The sequence below is a fragment of the Bradyrhizobium sp. SZCCHNR1051 genome (assembly GCF_032489615.1).
In the GTDB taxonomy this organism is placed as follows: Bacteria; Pseudomonadota; Alphaproteobacteria; order Rhizobiales; family Xanthobacteraceae; genus Bradyrhizobium.
In genome coordinates this window covers 67925-82889 of record NZ_JAUEYJ010000016.1, presented here as the reverse complement: position 1 = coordinate 82889, position 14965 = coordinate 67925, and the positions used below count along the sequence as shown (strand labels likewise).

12 protein-coding genes are annotated in these 14965 nt (G+C 65.0%); 6 read left to right on the top strand and 6 right to left on the bottom strand.

Annotation, left to right across the window (positions count from 1 at the left end):
- Positions 1 to 22: 22 nt before the first annotated feature.
- Together QW868_RS20340 and QW868_RS20335 are read right to left on the bottom strand one after the other, a co-directional pair.
- Entirely contained in the window at positions 23 to 709 is a 687-nt protein-coding gene (locus QW868_RS20340) for an isochorismatase family cysteine hydrolase (protein ID WP_315772430.1), read from the bottom strand.
- A 248-nt stretch (positions 710 to 957) separates the two neighbouring features.
- Complete coding sequence (locus QW868_RS20335; RefSeq protein WP_316231329.1) at positions 958 to 2019, bottom strand: MBL fold metallo-hydrolase; 1062 nt, start codon at positions 2017 to 2019, stop codon at positions 958 to 960.
- Between the two features lie 460 nt (positions 2020 to 2479).
- Between QW868_RS20335 and QW868_RS20330 the strand changes: the two genes are divergently transcribed.
- The 3 genes from QW868_RS20330 to QW868_RS20320 all read left to right on the top strand — a co-directional run bounded on the left by QW868_RS20330 (position 2480) and on the right by QW868_RS20320 (position 4440).
- Complete coding sequence (locus QW868_RS20330; protein WP_315772427.1) at positions 2480 to 2650, top strand: hypothetical protein; 171 nt, start codon at positions 2480 to 2482, stop codon at positions 2648 to 2650.
- Between the two features lie 998 nt (positions 2651 to 3648).
- On the top strand, positions 3649 to 3954 hold the full coding sequence (locus QW868_RS20325; protein WP_315737125.1) for a hypothetical protein: 306 nt from the start codon (positions 3649 to 3651) through the stop codon (positions 3952 to 3954).
- A 141-nt stretch (positions 3955 to 4095) separates the two neighbouring features.
- Entirely contained in the window at positions 4096 to 4440 is a 345-nt protein-coding gene (locus QW868_RS20320; protein WP_316231328.1) for a hypothetical protein, read from the top strand.
- A gap of 827 nt (positions 4441 to 5267) precedes the next feature.
- On the opposite strand, the gene QW868_RS20315 is transcribed toward QW868_RS20320, so the two are convergent.
- Positions 5268 to 6305, bottom strand: coding sequence for a S1C family serine protease (locus QW868_RS20315; RefSeq protein ID WP_316231327.1), 1038 nt, complete (start codon positions 6303 to 6305; stop codon positions 5268 to 5270).
- 156 nt (positions 6306 to 6461) lie between these two features.
- Between QW868_RS20315 and QW868_RS20310 the strand changes: the two genes are divergently transcribed.
- A complete protein-coding gene (locus tag QW868_RS20310; RefSeq protein WP_316176724.1) occupies positions 6462 to 7229 on the top strand; it encodes a thermonuclease family protein in 768 nt (255 codons plus the stop codon).
- Between the two features lie 22 nt (positions 7230 to 7251).
- On the opposite strand, the gene QW868_RS20305 is transcribed toward QW868_RS20310, so the two are convergent.
- The 3 genes from QW868_RS20305 to QW868_RS20295 all read right to left on the bottom strand — a co-directional run bounded on the left by QW868_RS20305 (position 7252) and on the right by QW868_RS20295 (position 11936).
- Positions 7252 to 8583, bottom strand: a complete 1332-nt coding sequence (locus tag QW868_RS20305; protein WP_316231325.1) for a sorbosone dehydrogenase family protein — start codon at positions 8581 to 8583, stop codon at positions 7252 to 7254.
- An 81-nt stretch (positions 8584 to 8664) separates the two neighbouring features.
- Positions 8665 to 10452 (bottom strand): chloride channel protein, encoded by a 1788-nt coding sequence (locus QW868_RS20300; RefSeq protein ID WP_315737118.1) that lies wholly within the window; start codon positions 10450 to 10452, stop codon positions 8665 to 8667.
- 251 nt (positions 10453 to 10703) lie between these two features.
- The gene (locus tag QW868_RS20295; protein ID WP_316231324.1) at positions 10704 to 11936 is read right to left on the bottom strand and encodes an acetyl-CoA C-acetyltransferase; all 1233 of its coding nucleotides are present in this window, start codon (positions 11934 to 11936) and stop codon (positions 10704 to 10706) included.
- A 600-nt stretch (positions 11937 to 12536) separates the two neighbouring features.
- Between QW868_RS20295 and QW868_RS20290 the strand changes: the two genes are divergently transcribed.
- Together QW868_RS20290 and dctA are read left to right on the top strand one after the other, a co-directional pair.
- Positions 12537 to 13508 (top strand): amidohydrolase family protein, encoded by a 972-nt coding sequence (locus tag QW868_RS20290; RefSeq protein WP_316231323.1) that lies wholly within the window; start codon positions 12537 to 12539, stop codon positions 13506 to 13508.
- 46 nt (positions 13509 to 13554) lie between these two features.
- A complete protein-coding gene (gene dctA / locus QW868_RS20285; RefSeq protein ID WP_315799292.1) occupies positions 13555 to 14874 on the top strand; it encodes a C4-dicarboxylate transporter DctA in 1320 nt (439 codons plus the stop codon).
- The last annotated feature ends 91 nt before the right edge of the window (positions 14875 to 14965 follow it).

The following is a 14965-nucleotide window of genomic DNA, read 5'->3' as shown; positions in this document are numbered from 1 at the left end:
AACTCGTCTCTCGGCTCATCTCTCAGTTCATCGCCTTCAGAACCGCGGCGGAGTCAGCGACCCAGCCGAAGATGCCGCCCTGGGCCTTGATCATCCTCAGGCCCATCTCGTGGAATTCAGGAAAGTAGGACGCACAGCCGTCGGAGACGACGACGCAGCGATAGCCGCGGTCATTGGCCTCGCGCACGGTGGTGTTGACGCAGACCTCGGTGGTGACGCCGCACACCAGCAGGTTTTCGATGCCGTGATGCTTCAGCACCTCACCGAGTTCGGTGGCGTAGAATGCGCCCTTGCCCGGCTTGTCGATCACGACCTCGCCGTCGACGGGATAGAGCGCGGGAATGATGTCGTGCCCGGCCTCGCCGCGAATGAGGATGCGCCCCATCGGGCCGGGATCACCGATGCGAAGGGATGGCGCGCCGCGCTCGACCTTGGCCGGCGGCGCATCGGACAGATCCGGCTTGTGGCCCTCGCGGGTGTGAATGACGAGCATGCCCATCTTGCGCGCCGCCGCCAGGACGTTCGCGATCGGCGTCACGGCGCGCGCGAGCTGCGAGACGTCGTTGCCCAGCGTCTCGCCAAAACCGCCCGGCTCCATGAAGTCGCGCTGCATGTCGATGATGAGCAGCGCCGTCTCGTCCCAGTCGAGCGCGATCGGCTCGGGCTCGGCGGCGATGCTCACTCCACCCGATGCAATTGAGTCCGCCATGGCGACCATTGCCTCCCCGCGAGAATGGCTCGCAAGTAACGAAGCAAGCGCTGTGCCATTGTGTACAATCGGCTCGCGCTTGCCGCGGATTTGGAGGAGACAACCGTTTCAATGACTTGAGAAAAGGACCTGAATCTGCTCGATTGCCGGGCAGCCGCCCTCGCCGACGCCTCAGCTTATTTCTTGGGCGGCCGCTGCACGCGGCGCATGGTCCCGATGGTCAGCCCGTCGCGAAGGTGGGCAACCACCTAGGTCGTAAACGTATAGAGCGTTCCGACGTTCGACTGGAACACTTTCCCCGGCATTTCGCGCCGGACCATGTCGTAGAACGGCTCGCCCGTACAATGGGCCGGCATGAGGTAATCAGGGTTGATGTCCTTCAACTCCGCGATGACCTGCTTGAAGTAGGCATCGTCGAGCGGCGGCACGAGGTGGAAGCCACCAATCACCGCGTGAACCTTGTCAACTCCCGATGCGCGCTGGGCCTGCCTGATGGTGTTGATGACGCCACGATGGCTGCACGAGGTCAGAATCACCAGACCTTTTCCCTTCAGCAGGAAATTGGTCCCGATCTCGTGCTCGAAGTCGTCCACGACGAACTCGCCGGCGTTTTTCGCCGGCGAGACCTTGTCCGGGAAGCAGCCGAATCCATTGGCGATGCCGACCTTCTCGCGACTGGGACTGAGCGGCTTTTCAAAGCTGCTTTGCGCGATCTTGCCCGTCGTGAACGCATGATCGGCAACGACGGCCGGCCCGTCCGCCATCATCAGGATGAGGTTCGACTCCTTGATGGCCTGGCGATCGAGCGCCCCGAACTGACCACCATTCCCGACGGTCCGCGTGCAGAAACAGTCCTCACCGCCGACAAAGAAGGGCAGATCCTTCTTGAGCTTGCCCTTTGTCGCGGAGAGAAACCCCACCATGCCGCCGAAGTGATCGTAATGGCCATGGCTGAGGACGAGCGCGTCGAACTCCTCGGGCTGGATCTTCAGGATCTCCATGTTGGTCAGCAGCGTGACCGGATTGTATCCGAAATCGACGAGGATATTGCGGACCTCATTGTCACGCTGGGATTCAGCGTGCATCGAGAGGCCCCATTCCCCGACCAGGGTGGCGCGGGGCGGCGCATCCGGTGTTTCATTGCCCTGCATGCGCGCGATCGAGAGGTCACCGAGCTTTTGCGAGATCCCGAAGCGACGGACAATGATGTCGCTGACCATGCGAACCTTCAAGCGATCGACCTGCGGCACGGCTCCGCCGAGTGCCTGAGCCCTTGCGCTCCGCCCGCTCCCGACCAGCGTGCCCACCATCGCGGACACAAAGCCCGCGCCGCCGGCGCAAAGCAGGTGGCGTCTCGACAACGACGGCGATCGAGTCATCAACCACACGGACCAAACAACATGGCGGCCTCCTCTCGGCACGACTTTCGGGTCGGGAGCTTAATCCTCTGGTCCCGGCAGCATTGACATCGGACAATGCGAGGGGCCCTGGAGGGCGATGGAGCAGCGCTTGTCGGGTTCCGTCTGGCCCAAGGCGCCGCCCGGCCCCGAACGCGATGTCCGTTCTTCAGGCCAGAGCCGATCTACCGCAGTCCAACGCCAAGCAGCGGCTTGCGCCCCAATGCGGACTACCGAGATTGAGCACGCCAAGGGCGGTTGGGGACGCCCCCCGGCGCGCATTGAGCAATGTCTGCAGGATTTGGGCACTGAAAATGGTTCTGCCTCGCGCACCGCATACCTTATAAATGATGCGTGGGAAGGCGAGGCTCGAATGACTGACTTGGAAAGCTTCATCGTCAACCAGAACCTGGTTCACTACAAAGCGCTCCTGCGAGAGGAGACGGATCCGCATAAGAGCCGCATATTGCTCCGGCTGATCGAGAATGAAATGGGGAAACTACCCGCCTCCGCGAAGCGCATCGAGATACCTAAGTCGAGATAGCCAAGATGTCCGGCTTTCAATGACCTAATTATACTTTCGTCTCCTCGGTGTGACCGCCCCTGGATCGTTCACCAGTGACACCGAACGAATTGGGCCGTCGAATGTCACATTCGACGGCCCAATTTTCGAGCGCGAGGCGCCGAGCAAAGCTCAACAGCCGATTTTCGTTTGTAAGTAGTGTGAGTTGTCTGTCTGTGGGGGAACTGATGGCGCTGACGCAGAGCGAGTGGTCGCAAACGTATCCTCGCGCCGCATTGCGGGTGTTCTGGCGGACGCTGCAAGAACGATACCCGAAGCAAAGCGGACACCTTCCTTGATGGCATGCCTCGCCGAGAAGATCTTGGCCTCGGCGGCTGACGGCCAAGAGAAGCCGGTCGATCTATGTCGCCGCGCCATCGAGAAGGTGCAGGAATCTTGTCCTGACTGCCGCGCATGCCATGGCTTGCAAGCAGCCCACAACAGCGGTCGCTCGCACGAAAAACTGTAGATTTCCGGTCGCAGCCTGTTACGTGGAGTGACAGACATATGGGCGCATCCGAGCCACCTTGGCTTAACTGCTTCAGGCATTCATCTAAATCCCCCGCAGAGAATTGGTGCGCCTTTGAGTCGCCGGTGTGTGTCGGGTGTACGAATGCCGTGTCGTCTCACCCTTCAGTGGGCGCTCACAAAGATCCTATGAAGTCCGAGGAGATCGAAGGCTGGTTTCGCGGTCTCAAGTCGTGCAAGGTTTCTGATGGCATGAGAGATTAAGGTCACCCCGCCGATGTCGGCACGTGCCCTTTCCCGACTTGTCGACCGAGGTCCAAATGCGTCTGCTTGCCTGACCTGACCGGGCCTCATTGTTGATGGATTGACCCGGGCGGCGCGGTCCGGGGGCGGCCCATCGCCTTCCAGCTTAGAGAGTGCGCATCCGACGCACCTGATTGCCCTGTTGATCTCGGTCAATGGGCGGGCTCGTATTGAGATCAAGGTCGCGCAACTTCGCAGTAGGACACTCCATGATCAAGCGATTAGTTACAATGGTGACGTGTTCTGTGCTCAGTTTGATCGGAGATGGTCCAACTGGAAAGCTGGTCCTCGTCGGCGGCGTCCACAGGACGCCCGGGGGTCTCGCCCTAACCCAAATGCAGGAAGGAACCGCAACGATCGAGATGAAGGACGGAAGGGCAGTTGGCTTAGCCGGGTCCGGCAAGGCCCTCATCAAGTTCACGTCGGGCGCGTTGGCAGGCCTGTCCGGCAAGACCCCCAAGTTCGTAACGAAGTCAATTGGCTTCAACCGCTTCGACATCCTGTGGTCGGAGTAGCTCCGCCTATCGGTCGCTTGCGCCCCCCGGGTCGGGGAGAGTTGCCGCCCTTGTTCCAGCGCAGGCCATGATCCGGTCCATGCAACCCAAGCTCTAGGTCTTCGGTTGCTCGTTCCTTCGAACGACGAAATGGAGAAAGGCATGAACAGCCAGCCAGCGTTCAATCGCGGATCGTCCACCGAAATCGCCGGGCAGATCGACGCCGTTGCCTGGGCCGTGTTCTTCATCTGGGTCGGCATCGCCATGCTGGTGCCGGTGCCCTGGGAATGGTTTCTCATGGGTGTTGGCATCCTCATCCTCGCGGCGGAGTATGCCCGCTGGCAGATGGACATCAGGATCGAAGGCTTCTGGGTCGCTTGCGGGGTCGTGTGCTTCGCAGGGGGGCTTTGGGCGCTTCTCAACTTGCCTTGGCCACTGGCTCCGATCCTGATCATTGGTCTCGGAGTGTGGTTGCTTGCTAAGATCATCGTGGATGCTAGCCGTTGACCAGCCGCCCTCTGGCCATCCTGTGTAGCAAGCCCTCTTGGGCCCAGCGGTGCATCGGTCCGGAATTTGGGCTCCAGCCGACGTTCCGGACAGCGTCCCGCAAGGTCCATGGCCACCTTGAACTTCGGGTAGAAACATGCTGCGTATTTCCAGAAATCGCGGTTGTCTGCGCGCATCCCGCCTCACTGCGGAGGAGCGTTGCGCGCGATCGTCACGACACGCGAGGCGGGGAGCGATGGCCGCGAGAGATCGCAGTGTGTCTTCGGATGCGCGGACGAACGATCGCTTGCGGACGTGAAGTCGCAGCGTCCTGACACCCCGATGCTGGTGTCCCGCGCAATGCGCAAGCGTTGTCGCGAATGGTGGCCAACAAGCCCGGCGCACCAGGGAGACTGCGTATAAGCGTGAAGACCATCGCGCAGGGAATGCCGGCTACGGCAGCACCTGTGGTACCTGCCGCCTGCATTTTTTCAGCAGGCGGGCCATGGGTGAGGCCTTCACCCGGCATTCCCTGCGCCCTCTGCACTATCAGGAGGGACCGAACTGATCGCAGAACTCGGGCGCAACGCGCCGCGGGAACGAGACCTTATACCAATCGCTGTTTGAAGCGTATATCCGACCCACCCACCGCTGTCGTCCCGGGCAAGCCGTGACGCGCGACAGCGCGGCGCGGCGCCGACCCGGGACCCATACGCCGCGGCGGACGTGTGGCGCGAGGTGCTCACGACGCACCTGCCTCAAACTGCTCCCTGGGGTTATGGGTCCCGGCGTTCGCCGGGACGACAGCTGTGGTCGTGGCTGCAGCTCAGCATCTCACGAATGCAATGCTAAGACGCCTGCCTTGCCACCGGCTTGCGCTCCACCGGATCGATGTCGATGCCGCGCAACCTGCCGAGCCGCAGCACGTCCATCGCGATGGTACGGCCGATGCGGTCGCGGTCGAGCACGCGGATCAGGTCGTCGACGCCGTTGATCTCGACCCCGTCGAGCCTGATCACGACGTCGCCAGGCAGCAGGCCGGCGCGGGCCGCGGGCCCGTCCGGCTCGATCTGCATCAACAGCGCGCCCATCTTGTTCTCGACACCGGCGAGCAACGCATGTCGCCGCGGCACCGGCGCGGTCTGCCCGGACACGCCGATATAGGCGCGGCGGACATAGCCGTGGCGGATGATCTCCGACAGCACGAACTGCGCGGTGTTGCTCGCGACCGCAAAGCAGATGCCCTGCGCACCCTGGATGATGGCGGTGTTGATGCCGATCACCTCGGCGGCCGACGACACCAGTGCGCCGCCGGAATTGCCGGGGTTGAGCGCCGCATCGGTCTGGATGACATCCTCGATCATGCGGCCCGACACCGAGCGGATCGAGCGCCCTAGCGCCGAGACGACGCCGGCGGTGACCGTCGATTCGAACCCGAGCGGGTTGCCGATCGCGACCACGAGCTGGCCGCGGCGCAGGCTCTTGGAATTGCCGAGCGCGGCGTAGCGCAGGTCGCGCGCGTGATTGGCGCGCAGCAGCGCCAGATCGGTGTCGGGATCGACGCCGAGCACCTGCGCATCGGTGACGATGCCCTCGACGTCGCGCAGCCGGATGCTCTTGGAGGAGCCGACCACATGGCTATTGGTCAGCACGAGGCCGTCGGGCGAGATCACGATGCCCGAGCCGAGCCCGCCGCGGGAGCCGGCGGTCGCCCCAGCCTTGGGTCCGGTTTCGACACGCACGACCGCAGGACCGACGCGCTCGGTGACATCGATGACGGCATTGGAATAGGCGTCGAGCAGCGCGCGGTCGTCGGCCGGCGCAGCAGCAGACGCGCGCGACGGCGACAGCGCATCGCCGGCGAGATCGGAGGTAAAGTCCAACATGGCAAGATTTCCTTCGCCCGGTCAGATGGGTAGCAGCTGCCCCCCGCGCAAGGTGGCGGTCCGGCGGTGCCGGACCGCGCCGCCCTTGGCGAGACTCACGCGCGCTGTGATAGGACTTCGGCCGGGTATTTGATGAATGTGATTGCGGGAGGAAACATGCGGCTGCGAGACCGGCTGTTGTCGTTGTGTGGGGCCATGGTGCTGGGAGCCGGCATGACCGGCGCGTCGCTGGCCGCAAGCGCCACGGTGCGCAGCGGCGACACGATCCAGCTCGGCGACACGGTGTTCCGGCTCGACGGCATCGATGCGCCGGAGGTCGACCAGCTCTGCATCGACGATCACGCCGATTCCTGGAGCTGTGGCGTCGAGGCGCGCGAGCAGCTCGGCAAGCTGATCGGCGGCCGCGCGGTGCGCTGCGACGATCTCGGTCCGGACAAGCCGCTCAAGACCCGCAGGATCGGCCTTTGCACCGTCGACGGCGACAAGGTCAGCCTCAACCAGCAAATGGCGCGCGCAGGTTTCGCCGTCGGCGCCGACCCGGCCGCGAAGGCGCGGGTCAAGGACGATGTCGCCGCGGCCAAGGAGGCGCTGCGCGGACTCTGGAAGGGCTGCTTCGTCGCGCCGGCCGAGTTCCGCACCGACAAGAAGGACGGCGCCCTGCTCGGCGCCGCCTGCCGCACCGACCGTGACCGCGAGATCCGTGCCGTGCTGTTCCCGGACGCGCCGAGCGCGCCGCCGGGCTGCAGCATCAAGGGCAAGTTCGCGGTGCGCGCCCGCGTCACCGGCAACATCGGCATCTATCACCTGCAGGGCTGCCCGAGCTATCCGGCGACCACTGAGCCCGATCGCTGGTTCTGCTCCGAGGACGACGCCCGCGCCGCCGGCTTCCGCCGCGCCTTCAACTGCCGCGCGCCGAAGAAGTGAGTCACAGGTGGTGGTGCGGCGCTCAGCGGCTCACGCGCCAGATCGTGCCATTGCCGTCCTCGGAAATGAGAAGGCTGCCGTCGCGCGCCACGGTGACGCCGACCGGCCGGCCCCAGACCTCGCGGTCATTGAGGACGAAGCCGGTGACGAAATCCTCGTATTCGCCGGTGGGCACGCCGTCCTTGAGCCTGACCCGGATCACCTTGTAGCCGGTGCGCTTGGACCGGTTCCACGAGCCGTGCTCGGCCGCGAAGGCGTCGCCGCGATACTCCGGCGGGAACAGATTTCCGTCGTAGAACGTCAGACCGAGCGAGGCCGAATGCGGCTGCAGCAGCACGTCGGGCATGGTGATCTTGCCCTTGAGGTCCGGGCGCTCGCCGGCATGGCGCGGGTCAGGGTTGTCGCCGATGTAGTACCAGGGCCAGCCATAGAAGCCGCCCTCCTTCACCCGCGTGACGTAGTCCGGCACCAGATCGTCGCCGAGCCCGTCGCGTTCGTTGGTCGAGCACCACGGCGTTCCGGTCGTGGGCTGGATGGCGAGGCCGACGCAGTTGCGGATGCCGGTGGCGAACAGGCTGCGGTTGTTGCCGTCGGGATCGAACGCCAGCACGCCGGCACGGTCGGCCTCCCCGCCCCAGGCCGCGCCGAGCGGATGCGCCTTGATCCAGGCACTGATTCCGCCGGCAGGCTCTCCCAGCGCTTCGCCGACATTGCCGACGGAGCCGACCGACACCAGCATGCGCTTGTCGTCCCTGGTGAAGACAACATCGCGGGTCGAATGGCCGTAGCCGGCCGGCAGATCGGGCACGACGACCTGCAGCGGCCCATGCGCCTTCATGTCGCCGGCACGATAGGGAAAGCGCATGACGCGCTCGGTGCTCGCGACATAGACCCATTGCGGATCGGCACTCGGATAGAACGCAATGCCGAAGGGATGGCCGAGCCGGCCGGCGAAGATCTCGCTCGACGCGACCTTGCTGCCGTCCTCGCTCGGGCGCAGCACGCGGACGCGTCCTGCCCGGGTCTCGGCGACGAGGATGTCACCATTCGGCGCGGTGCGAATGATGCGCGGCCCGCTCAGCCCCTCGGCGAACAGCGCGATCTTGAAACCGTCGATGACCTTCGGCACGGCGGAGGCCGGTCGCTGCACCACGCGGGAGACGTTGGCTGCGGACGCCGTCGCACCCGGTTTGGGCAGGTCTTCGGGACGGATCAGCCTGATCGTGCCCGGTGCATCGCCCTGCCAGCTGCCGAACGCGTCCTTGCCTTTGAGCACCGCGGGCTGTGCTGTCGCCGCAGCCGTCACCAGCGCGCTCAAGGCGGCCACGATAGCCGTGCTCATCCGTCTCGTCATGCAGTCCTCACGCGTCTCGATCGGCCGTCAGCCTGCCCTGGTGCCGGCCCAGGGATCACGCGTCGCGGCGATGGGACGCGTTCACGACAGCGCCCCGAGCACGCCGCGCGTCGCCTGGTCGATCTCCTCGACATAGCGGCGGCGCGCGAAGGACTCGGTCAGGAAGCCGATCACCTTGCGGCTGTTCTCCGACTCCAGCACGGCCAGCACCTCGGCGCCGGAATCGTCGAAGATCTTCATCGCCGTCTTGACGTTCATTTCGGGCAACAGCGCGACATCGAAATATTTCGCGAGCTCGACCACCTGGATCTCGTCGGCAATGGAATCCAATTCGCCCGAGAACAAATCGGGCAAGGAGACCAGCCCGCAATAATCGTCGCTGTTGTTCACCACCACCACGGCCTGGCGCGTGCCCAGCGCGAACTCGCGCCGGCAGGCCGCGATGCTCGTCGTGGTCGGCACCTTCCCGACGTCGGAGCGCATCAGCCGCTCGACCGTGAGGTTGCGCAGCCAGCCGACATCGTTGGCGCTGCGGATGGTCTCGCCGCGCAGATGCAGGCGCCAGGTCGAGAACGAGTGCCCGAACAGGACGCGGACGCATACCGAGGTCACGATGCAGGCGGCCAGCACGACGGCGGTGACGTCGACGCTGCGGGTCATTTCCAGCACCAGGAACGACATCGTCAGCGGCCCGCCGACGATGGCGACACCGAGCGTCGCCATGCCGGTGAGCATCGCCACCAGCGGGTCGATCGCGAGCCCGAGGCCGGCCAGCGCGAGCAGGCCCGCAAACAGCTTGCCGAGCAGGCTGCCGACGAACAGCGAGGCGAAGAACAGACCGCCGCGGAAGCCCGAGGCCAGCGAGATCAGGCAGGCGGCGAGCTTGAGCACGATGATGGTGGCGATCATGCCGACCGCCATCTCGCGATGCAGGTCGAGCAGCATTGCGCCGTGGCCTGCCGCCAGCACCTGCGGCGTCACGATCGCCATGGCGCCGACACAGACCCCGCCGATCACCGGGCGCAGCCACACCGGAATGCGGACAAACAGCCGCTCGACCGTCGGCGAGGCACGCATCACCACGATGCCGATGCCGGCGACGAGCAGCGCCAGCACGAACAGCGCGATGTATTGCTCGAAGCCGACCGCGCCGACCTTGGCGACCTCCAGCGAATACGGCGCGCCGGCGAGATATTGCGAGGTCAGCGCACCCGCCAGCGAGGCCGCCAGGATCGGCGCCGCGCTGCCGACGGAGTAGACGCCGACGATCAGCTCACAGGCATAGAACGCCCCCGTGATCGGCGCGCCGAAGGCGGCCGCAATGGCGGCGGCCGCACCGCAGCCGAGAATGAGGCGCATATCGTTGCGGCGGAGCGTGAGATACTGCCCGAGCAGCGAGGCGACGCCGGCCCCGATCTGGGTGTAGCCGGCCTCGAGCCCGACCGATGCGCCGGAGCCGTTGGAGACCAGGGTCTGGCCGCTCACCACGATGCTGTCACGCATCGACAGCCGTCCGCCGCGCAGCGCATTGGCCTCGACGGGGTCGACCGCGGCCGCGATCTTCCAGCGCCGCCGCAGCCATTCCATGATGCCAAGCGCAAGGCCGCCGCAGGCGGGTGCGATCAGGGCGACCACCGGGTTGACCCAGGTATGAGCGCTGAGCCGGACGTCGATCGGGATGCCGTAAATGACCACATGCGCGACTTGCGCGATCAGGCTCATCACCGTCACGATCGCCCCCGTCGCAACGCCGATCACCAGGGCCAACGGTATCAGGTAGAACTCATTGCTGCGCAGCAGTGCCCGCAGCCGCGTGACCACCCGGTTCGAAGCCTTGCGATCGATGATATGCGACAGCGTCGACAGCACGGAGAGCCATTTCTTCTAAGATGAGGCCTCGCCGTGGCAATAACCCGTCGCAACTAGCGGAACAAGCGCGAATTCCTTTCCGGTCGAAACGTGGTTGACTGGTCCGGAAAGTGGAACCGCCGCGGCTCGCGGATCCTGCTCCTCAACGCGCCACCGCCGAGGTCACAAGCGGCCCAGGTGCAAAACGACGGCGCCCGCCACGGGAGACTCCGCAACGGGCGCGCGCAACTCAAATCGAGGAGATGTACCGTTCAGACCCGCTCGATGATGATCGCGGGTGCCATGCCGCCGGCCGCGCACATCGTGACCAGGCCGCGCTTGAGATCGCGCCGCTCGAGCTCGTCGAGCAGCGTCCCGATCAGGATGGAACCGGTGGCGCCGATCGGATGTCCCAGCGCGATCGAGCCGCCGTTCACATTGACCTTGGCGCGGTCGAGCTCGAGGTCGCGGATGTACTTCTCGGCGACGACGGCGAACGCCTCGTTGATCTCGAACAGGTCGATGTCATCAAGCTTGAGCCCGGCCTTGGCCAGCACCTTGCGCGTCGCCGGCACCGGGGCGTTCAGCATCAGGGTCGGGTCATCGCCCATATTGGCCATCGCCACGACGCGTGCCCGCGGCTTCAGGCCATGGGCCTGGGCATAGGACGGCGACGCCAGCAGGATCGCCGCCGCACCGTCGACGACGCCGGAGGAATTGCCGGCGTGATGCATGAAGTCGATCTCGAGGCCGGGATAGCGCTGCAGGATCAGGTTGCGATAGGTCGTGCCCTTCTCGTCCAGCGCGTAGTCGGCGATCGCCGGAAACGCCGGCTTCAGCCCTGCCAGCGCCTCGGCGGTGGTCTGCGGCCGCGGATATTCCTCGTGGTCGAGCGCGAGGCTGCCGTCCTCGCGATGCACCGGCACGAGGCTCTTCCTGAAATGTCCGGCCGCGATCGCAGCCGCCGCGCGCTTCTGGCTTTCCAGCCCGAGCGCGTCGACATCGGCCCGGGTGATGCCTTCCATGGTGGCGATCGCATCGGCACAGACACCCTGGTGCGACTGCGGATGCAGCGCGCGCAGATGCAGATTGCCGGCATCCATCATCAGCGGCCCCTCGCCGCGCCGGCCGTCCATCGACATCATCTCGCAGCCGCCGGCGACGACGAGGTCCTCCTGCCCGGCCATGATCGAGCTTGCTGCGATGTTGACGCTGGTGATGCCGGAGCCGCAGAAGCGATCGAGCGTGACGCCCGAGGCGCGGATGTCGTAGCCGGCATCGAGCGCCGACATGCGGCCGAGATCACCGCTCTGCGGACCGCGCTGCGACGAGCAGCCCCAGATGACGTCCTCGACATCGCCAGTGTTGATGCCGGTGCGATCGGCCAGCGCACGCAGCACGGTGGCGCCGAGATGCTGCGGGTGCAGCCCGGCGAGCGCGCCCTTTCCGGCCTTGCCAATACCGCGCGGCGTTCTGCAGGCATCGATGATGAGCGCGTCGACCATGGTGTTTCCTCTGCCCGATATTGTTGTGAGCTGATAGCCGCGCAGCGTCTCGGCGCCCGCACGCCTCTCTTTGCTGTCGCATAGCATTGCGCATGCGGTCTTCACAACGGCGCTTGAAGCTGCCGGCGCATGACCAAAACGCACGCCACGGCGTTGACGCAACTCACCTTTCCGTCGCACGAACAATTCCGCAGATCGGCGCGCTCGGGCTGCCTTCTCGCAGACTGGTTGAAGAGCAGCCCATCTCGCCCAGTCGCGCTGCAACGCAGCTCGAACGGAGGGTCTCAGCAACATTGGCAGTTGGACTGCAGAGCATTGTCCAAACAAGCGAACTGACCGTTCACCCAATGCTTCTTGTCATGCTCCAGAGGCTGCAACATCCTCGAACCCAGGAACTGACTGGGATCACGGCGGTCGGCTGCCCCGCTGCAATGCGGACGCCACACGGCTCCGGATCGGGAGCACGCCATGATCACGACGCCACGTTGTGAGGTCGCCTGATCTCTACGTTGTGGCGTGACGATAGCAAACACGAACGATGCCGGAGCCTGGCAGGCGCCGCCTGCCTGTGACCGCGGCCATTCCGAGGAGGACGCTCTGATGTTGAGACGAGATCTGCTGGCCACCATGGCCGGACTGGGAGCGGCGAGCGTGCTCGGCGCTGTCCCTGCGCAACTCTCCGCCGAAGAGGTCAAGATCCCCAGCATCGCCGGCCCGGATCCGGCGACGAAGACCCCGAGCTTCCGGCCGCCGCTCGGCAGCGTCGATACCCACACGCACATCTTCGGGCCGGCCTCGACCTATCCGTTCTCGCCCACCCGCCCCTACACGCCGCCCGATGCGTCACTGGAGATGTTCCGGGCGCTGCACGCCAAAATCGGTGTCGAACGCGCCGTCATCGTCAACGCCACCGTCCATGGCACGGACAATCGCGTCGTCACGGACGCCATCGCGCAGAGCAACGGCAACTACAAAGGCGTCGCCAACATCAACGCGGCGATGTCCGACGCCGACCTCACGGCGCTCGGCAAGGCCGGCATCTGCGCCTGCCGGTTCGCCTTCCTCCGCCGCCTCGGCGGCGTCGGCGACATGAACGTCTTCCGCACCCTGGTGGACCGCGTCGCGGCGATCGGCTGGCACGTCGACATTTATCTCGAGGCCGGGACAATCCAGGAATTCGTGCCGATCCTGAAGGCGCTGCCGGTCACCTATGTGATCGACCACATGGGCACGATCAGCGCCGCCAAGGGCATCGACGATGCGGAGTTCAAGGTGCTGCTCGACCTGCAGGCCAGCGACGGCAAGTGCTGGATCAAGATCACCGGTCCCGAGCGCGCCTCGGCCTCCGGACCACCGTTCCACGACGCCGTGCCGTACGCCCGGAAACTGATCGAGAATGCGCCCGATCGCGTCATCTGGGGCACGGACTGGCCGCATCCGAACGTCAAGATCATGCCCAATGATGGTGATCTGGTCGATCTGATCCCGCTCTACGCCCCGGATCCGGCCATGCAGCGAAAGCTGCTTGTCAGCAATCCCGAACGGCTGTTCAAGTTCGAGCCCAAGAGCTGAGTCACCGCCAGCTGCAACTTCGAGCCCTTCAGCGACAGGACCGATCATGACTGCCACGACCCTCACCGCCGACAGCAAGGCAGGCGCCCGCCGCGGCTGGTGGAAGGAGCTTTGGGTCCAGGTCATGATCGCGATGGCAGCGGGCATCCTGCTCGGTGCCGTCAAGCCGGATCTCGGCGCCCAGATGCAGCCGCTCGGCGACGCCTTCATCAAGGCGATCCGGATGCTGATCGCGCCGATCATCTTCTGCACGGTGGTCAACGGCATCGCCCACATGGCCGACATGGCCAAGGTCGGCCGCGTCGCGATCAAGGCGCTGATCTATTTCGAGGCGATCACGACGCTGGCGCTGATCATCGGCTTGACCGCGGTGAACCTGTTTCAGCCCGGCGTAGGCATGAACATCGACCCGGCGACCATCAACTCCGCGACCATCGAGCCCTATGTCAAGCAGACCGCTGCGGTCGGCTTCGTGCCGTTCCTGCTCAACATCATCCCGCAGACCTTCGTCGGCGCGTTTGCGGAAGGCAACATCCTGCAGGTGCTGTTCATCTCGGTGATGTGCGGGTTCTCGCTGATCTGGCTCGGCGACCGCGCCAAGGCGGTGACGGATGTGATCGATGTCGGCGGCAAGATGATCTTCGGCATCGTCAAAATCGTGATGTGGGCGGCCCCGCTCGGCGCCTTCGGCGCCATCGCCTTCACCGTCGGCAAGTTCGGCTTGGGCTCGCTGTCCAAGCTCGGTCTCCTCCTCGGCAGCTTCTATCTTACCTGCGTCATCTTCATCGCGGTGGTGCTCGGGCCCATCGCCGCCTTCACGGGCTTCAGCCTGTGGAAGCTGATCCGCTACATCCGCGATGAGGTCCTGGTCTGCATCGCGACCACGTCGTCGGAGACCGTGCTGCCGCGCATGCTGGTGAAGCTCGAAGCGGCCGGTTGCGAGCGCAGCATCGTCGGCCTCGTCATCCCCACCGGCTATTCGTTCAATCTCGACGGCACCTGCCTCTATCTTGCGACCGCAGCGGTGTTCCTGGCGCAGGCGACCAACACTCATCTCGACATCAGCCACCAGATCGGGCTGCTGCTGATTTTGCTGGTGACATCGAAGGGCGCAGCCGGTATCGCCGGCGCCGCCTTCGTCGTGCTGGCCGCAACGCTCGCCGCAACTGGGACGATTCCGGTCGCCAGTGTCGCGCTCGTGCTCGGCGTTCATCGCTTGATGTCGCAGGGGCTGACGCCGACGAATTTGATCGGCAACGCCGTGGCCACCATCGTCATTGCCCGCTGGGAAAATGCGCTCGACAAGACGCGTCTCCAGCAGGTGCTCGATGGCGAAGCCGGCAGCGAACTGACCGAATCAGTCTGATATCAGCGAGGCGACCGATGGACTGCGCAGCTACCATCCTGAGGCAGGCCGTCATTGTCGCTTTCGTCGCGTGCGCGACGCTCGCTCCGGT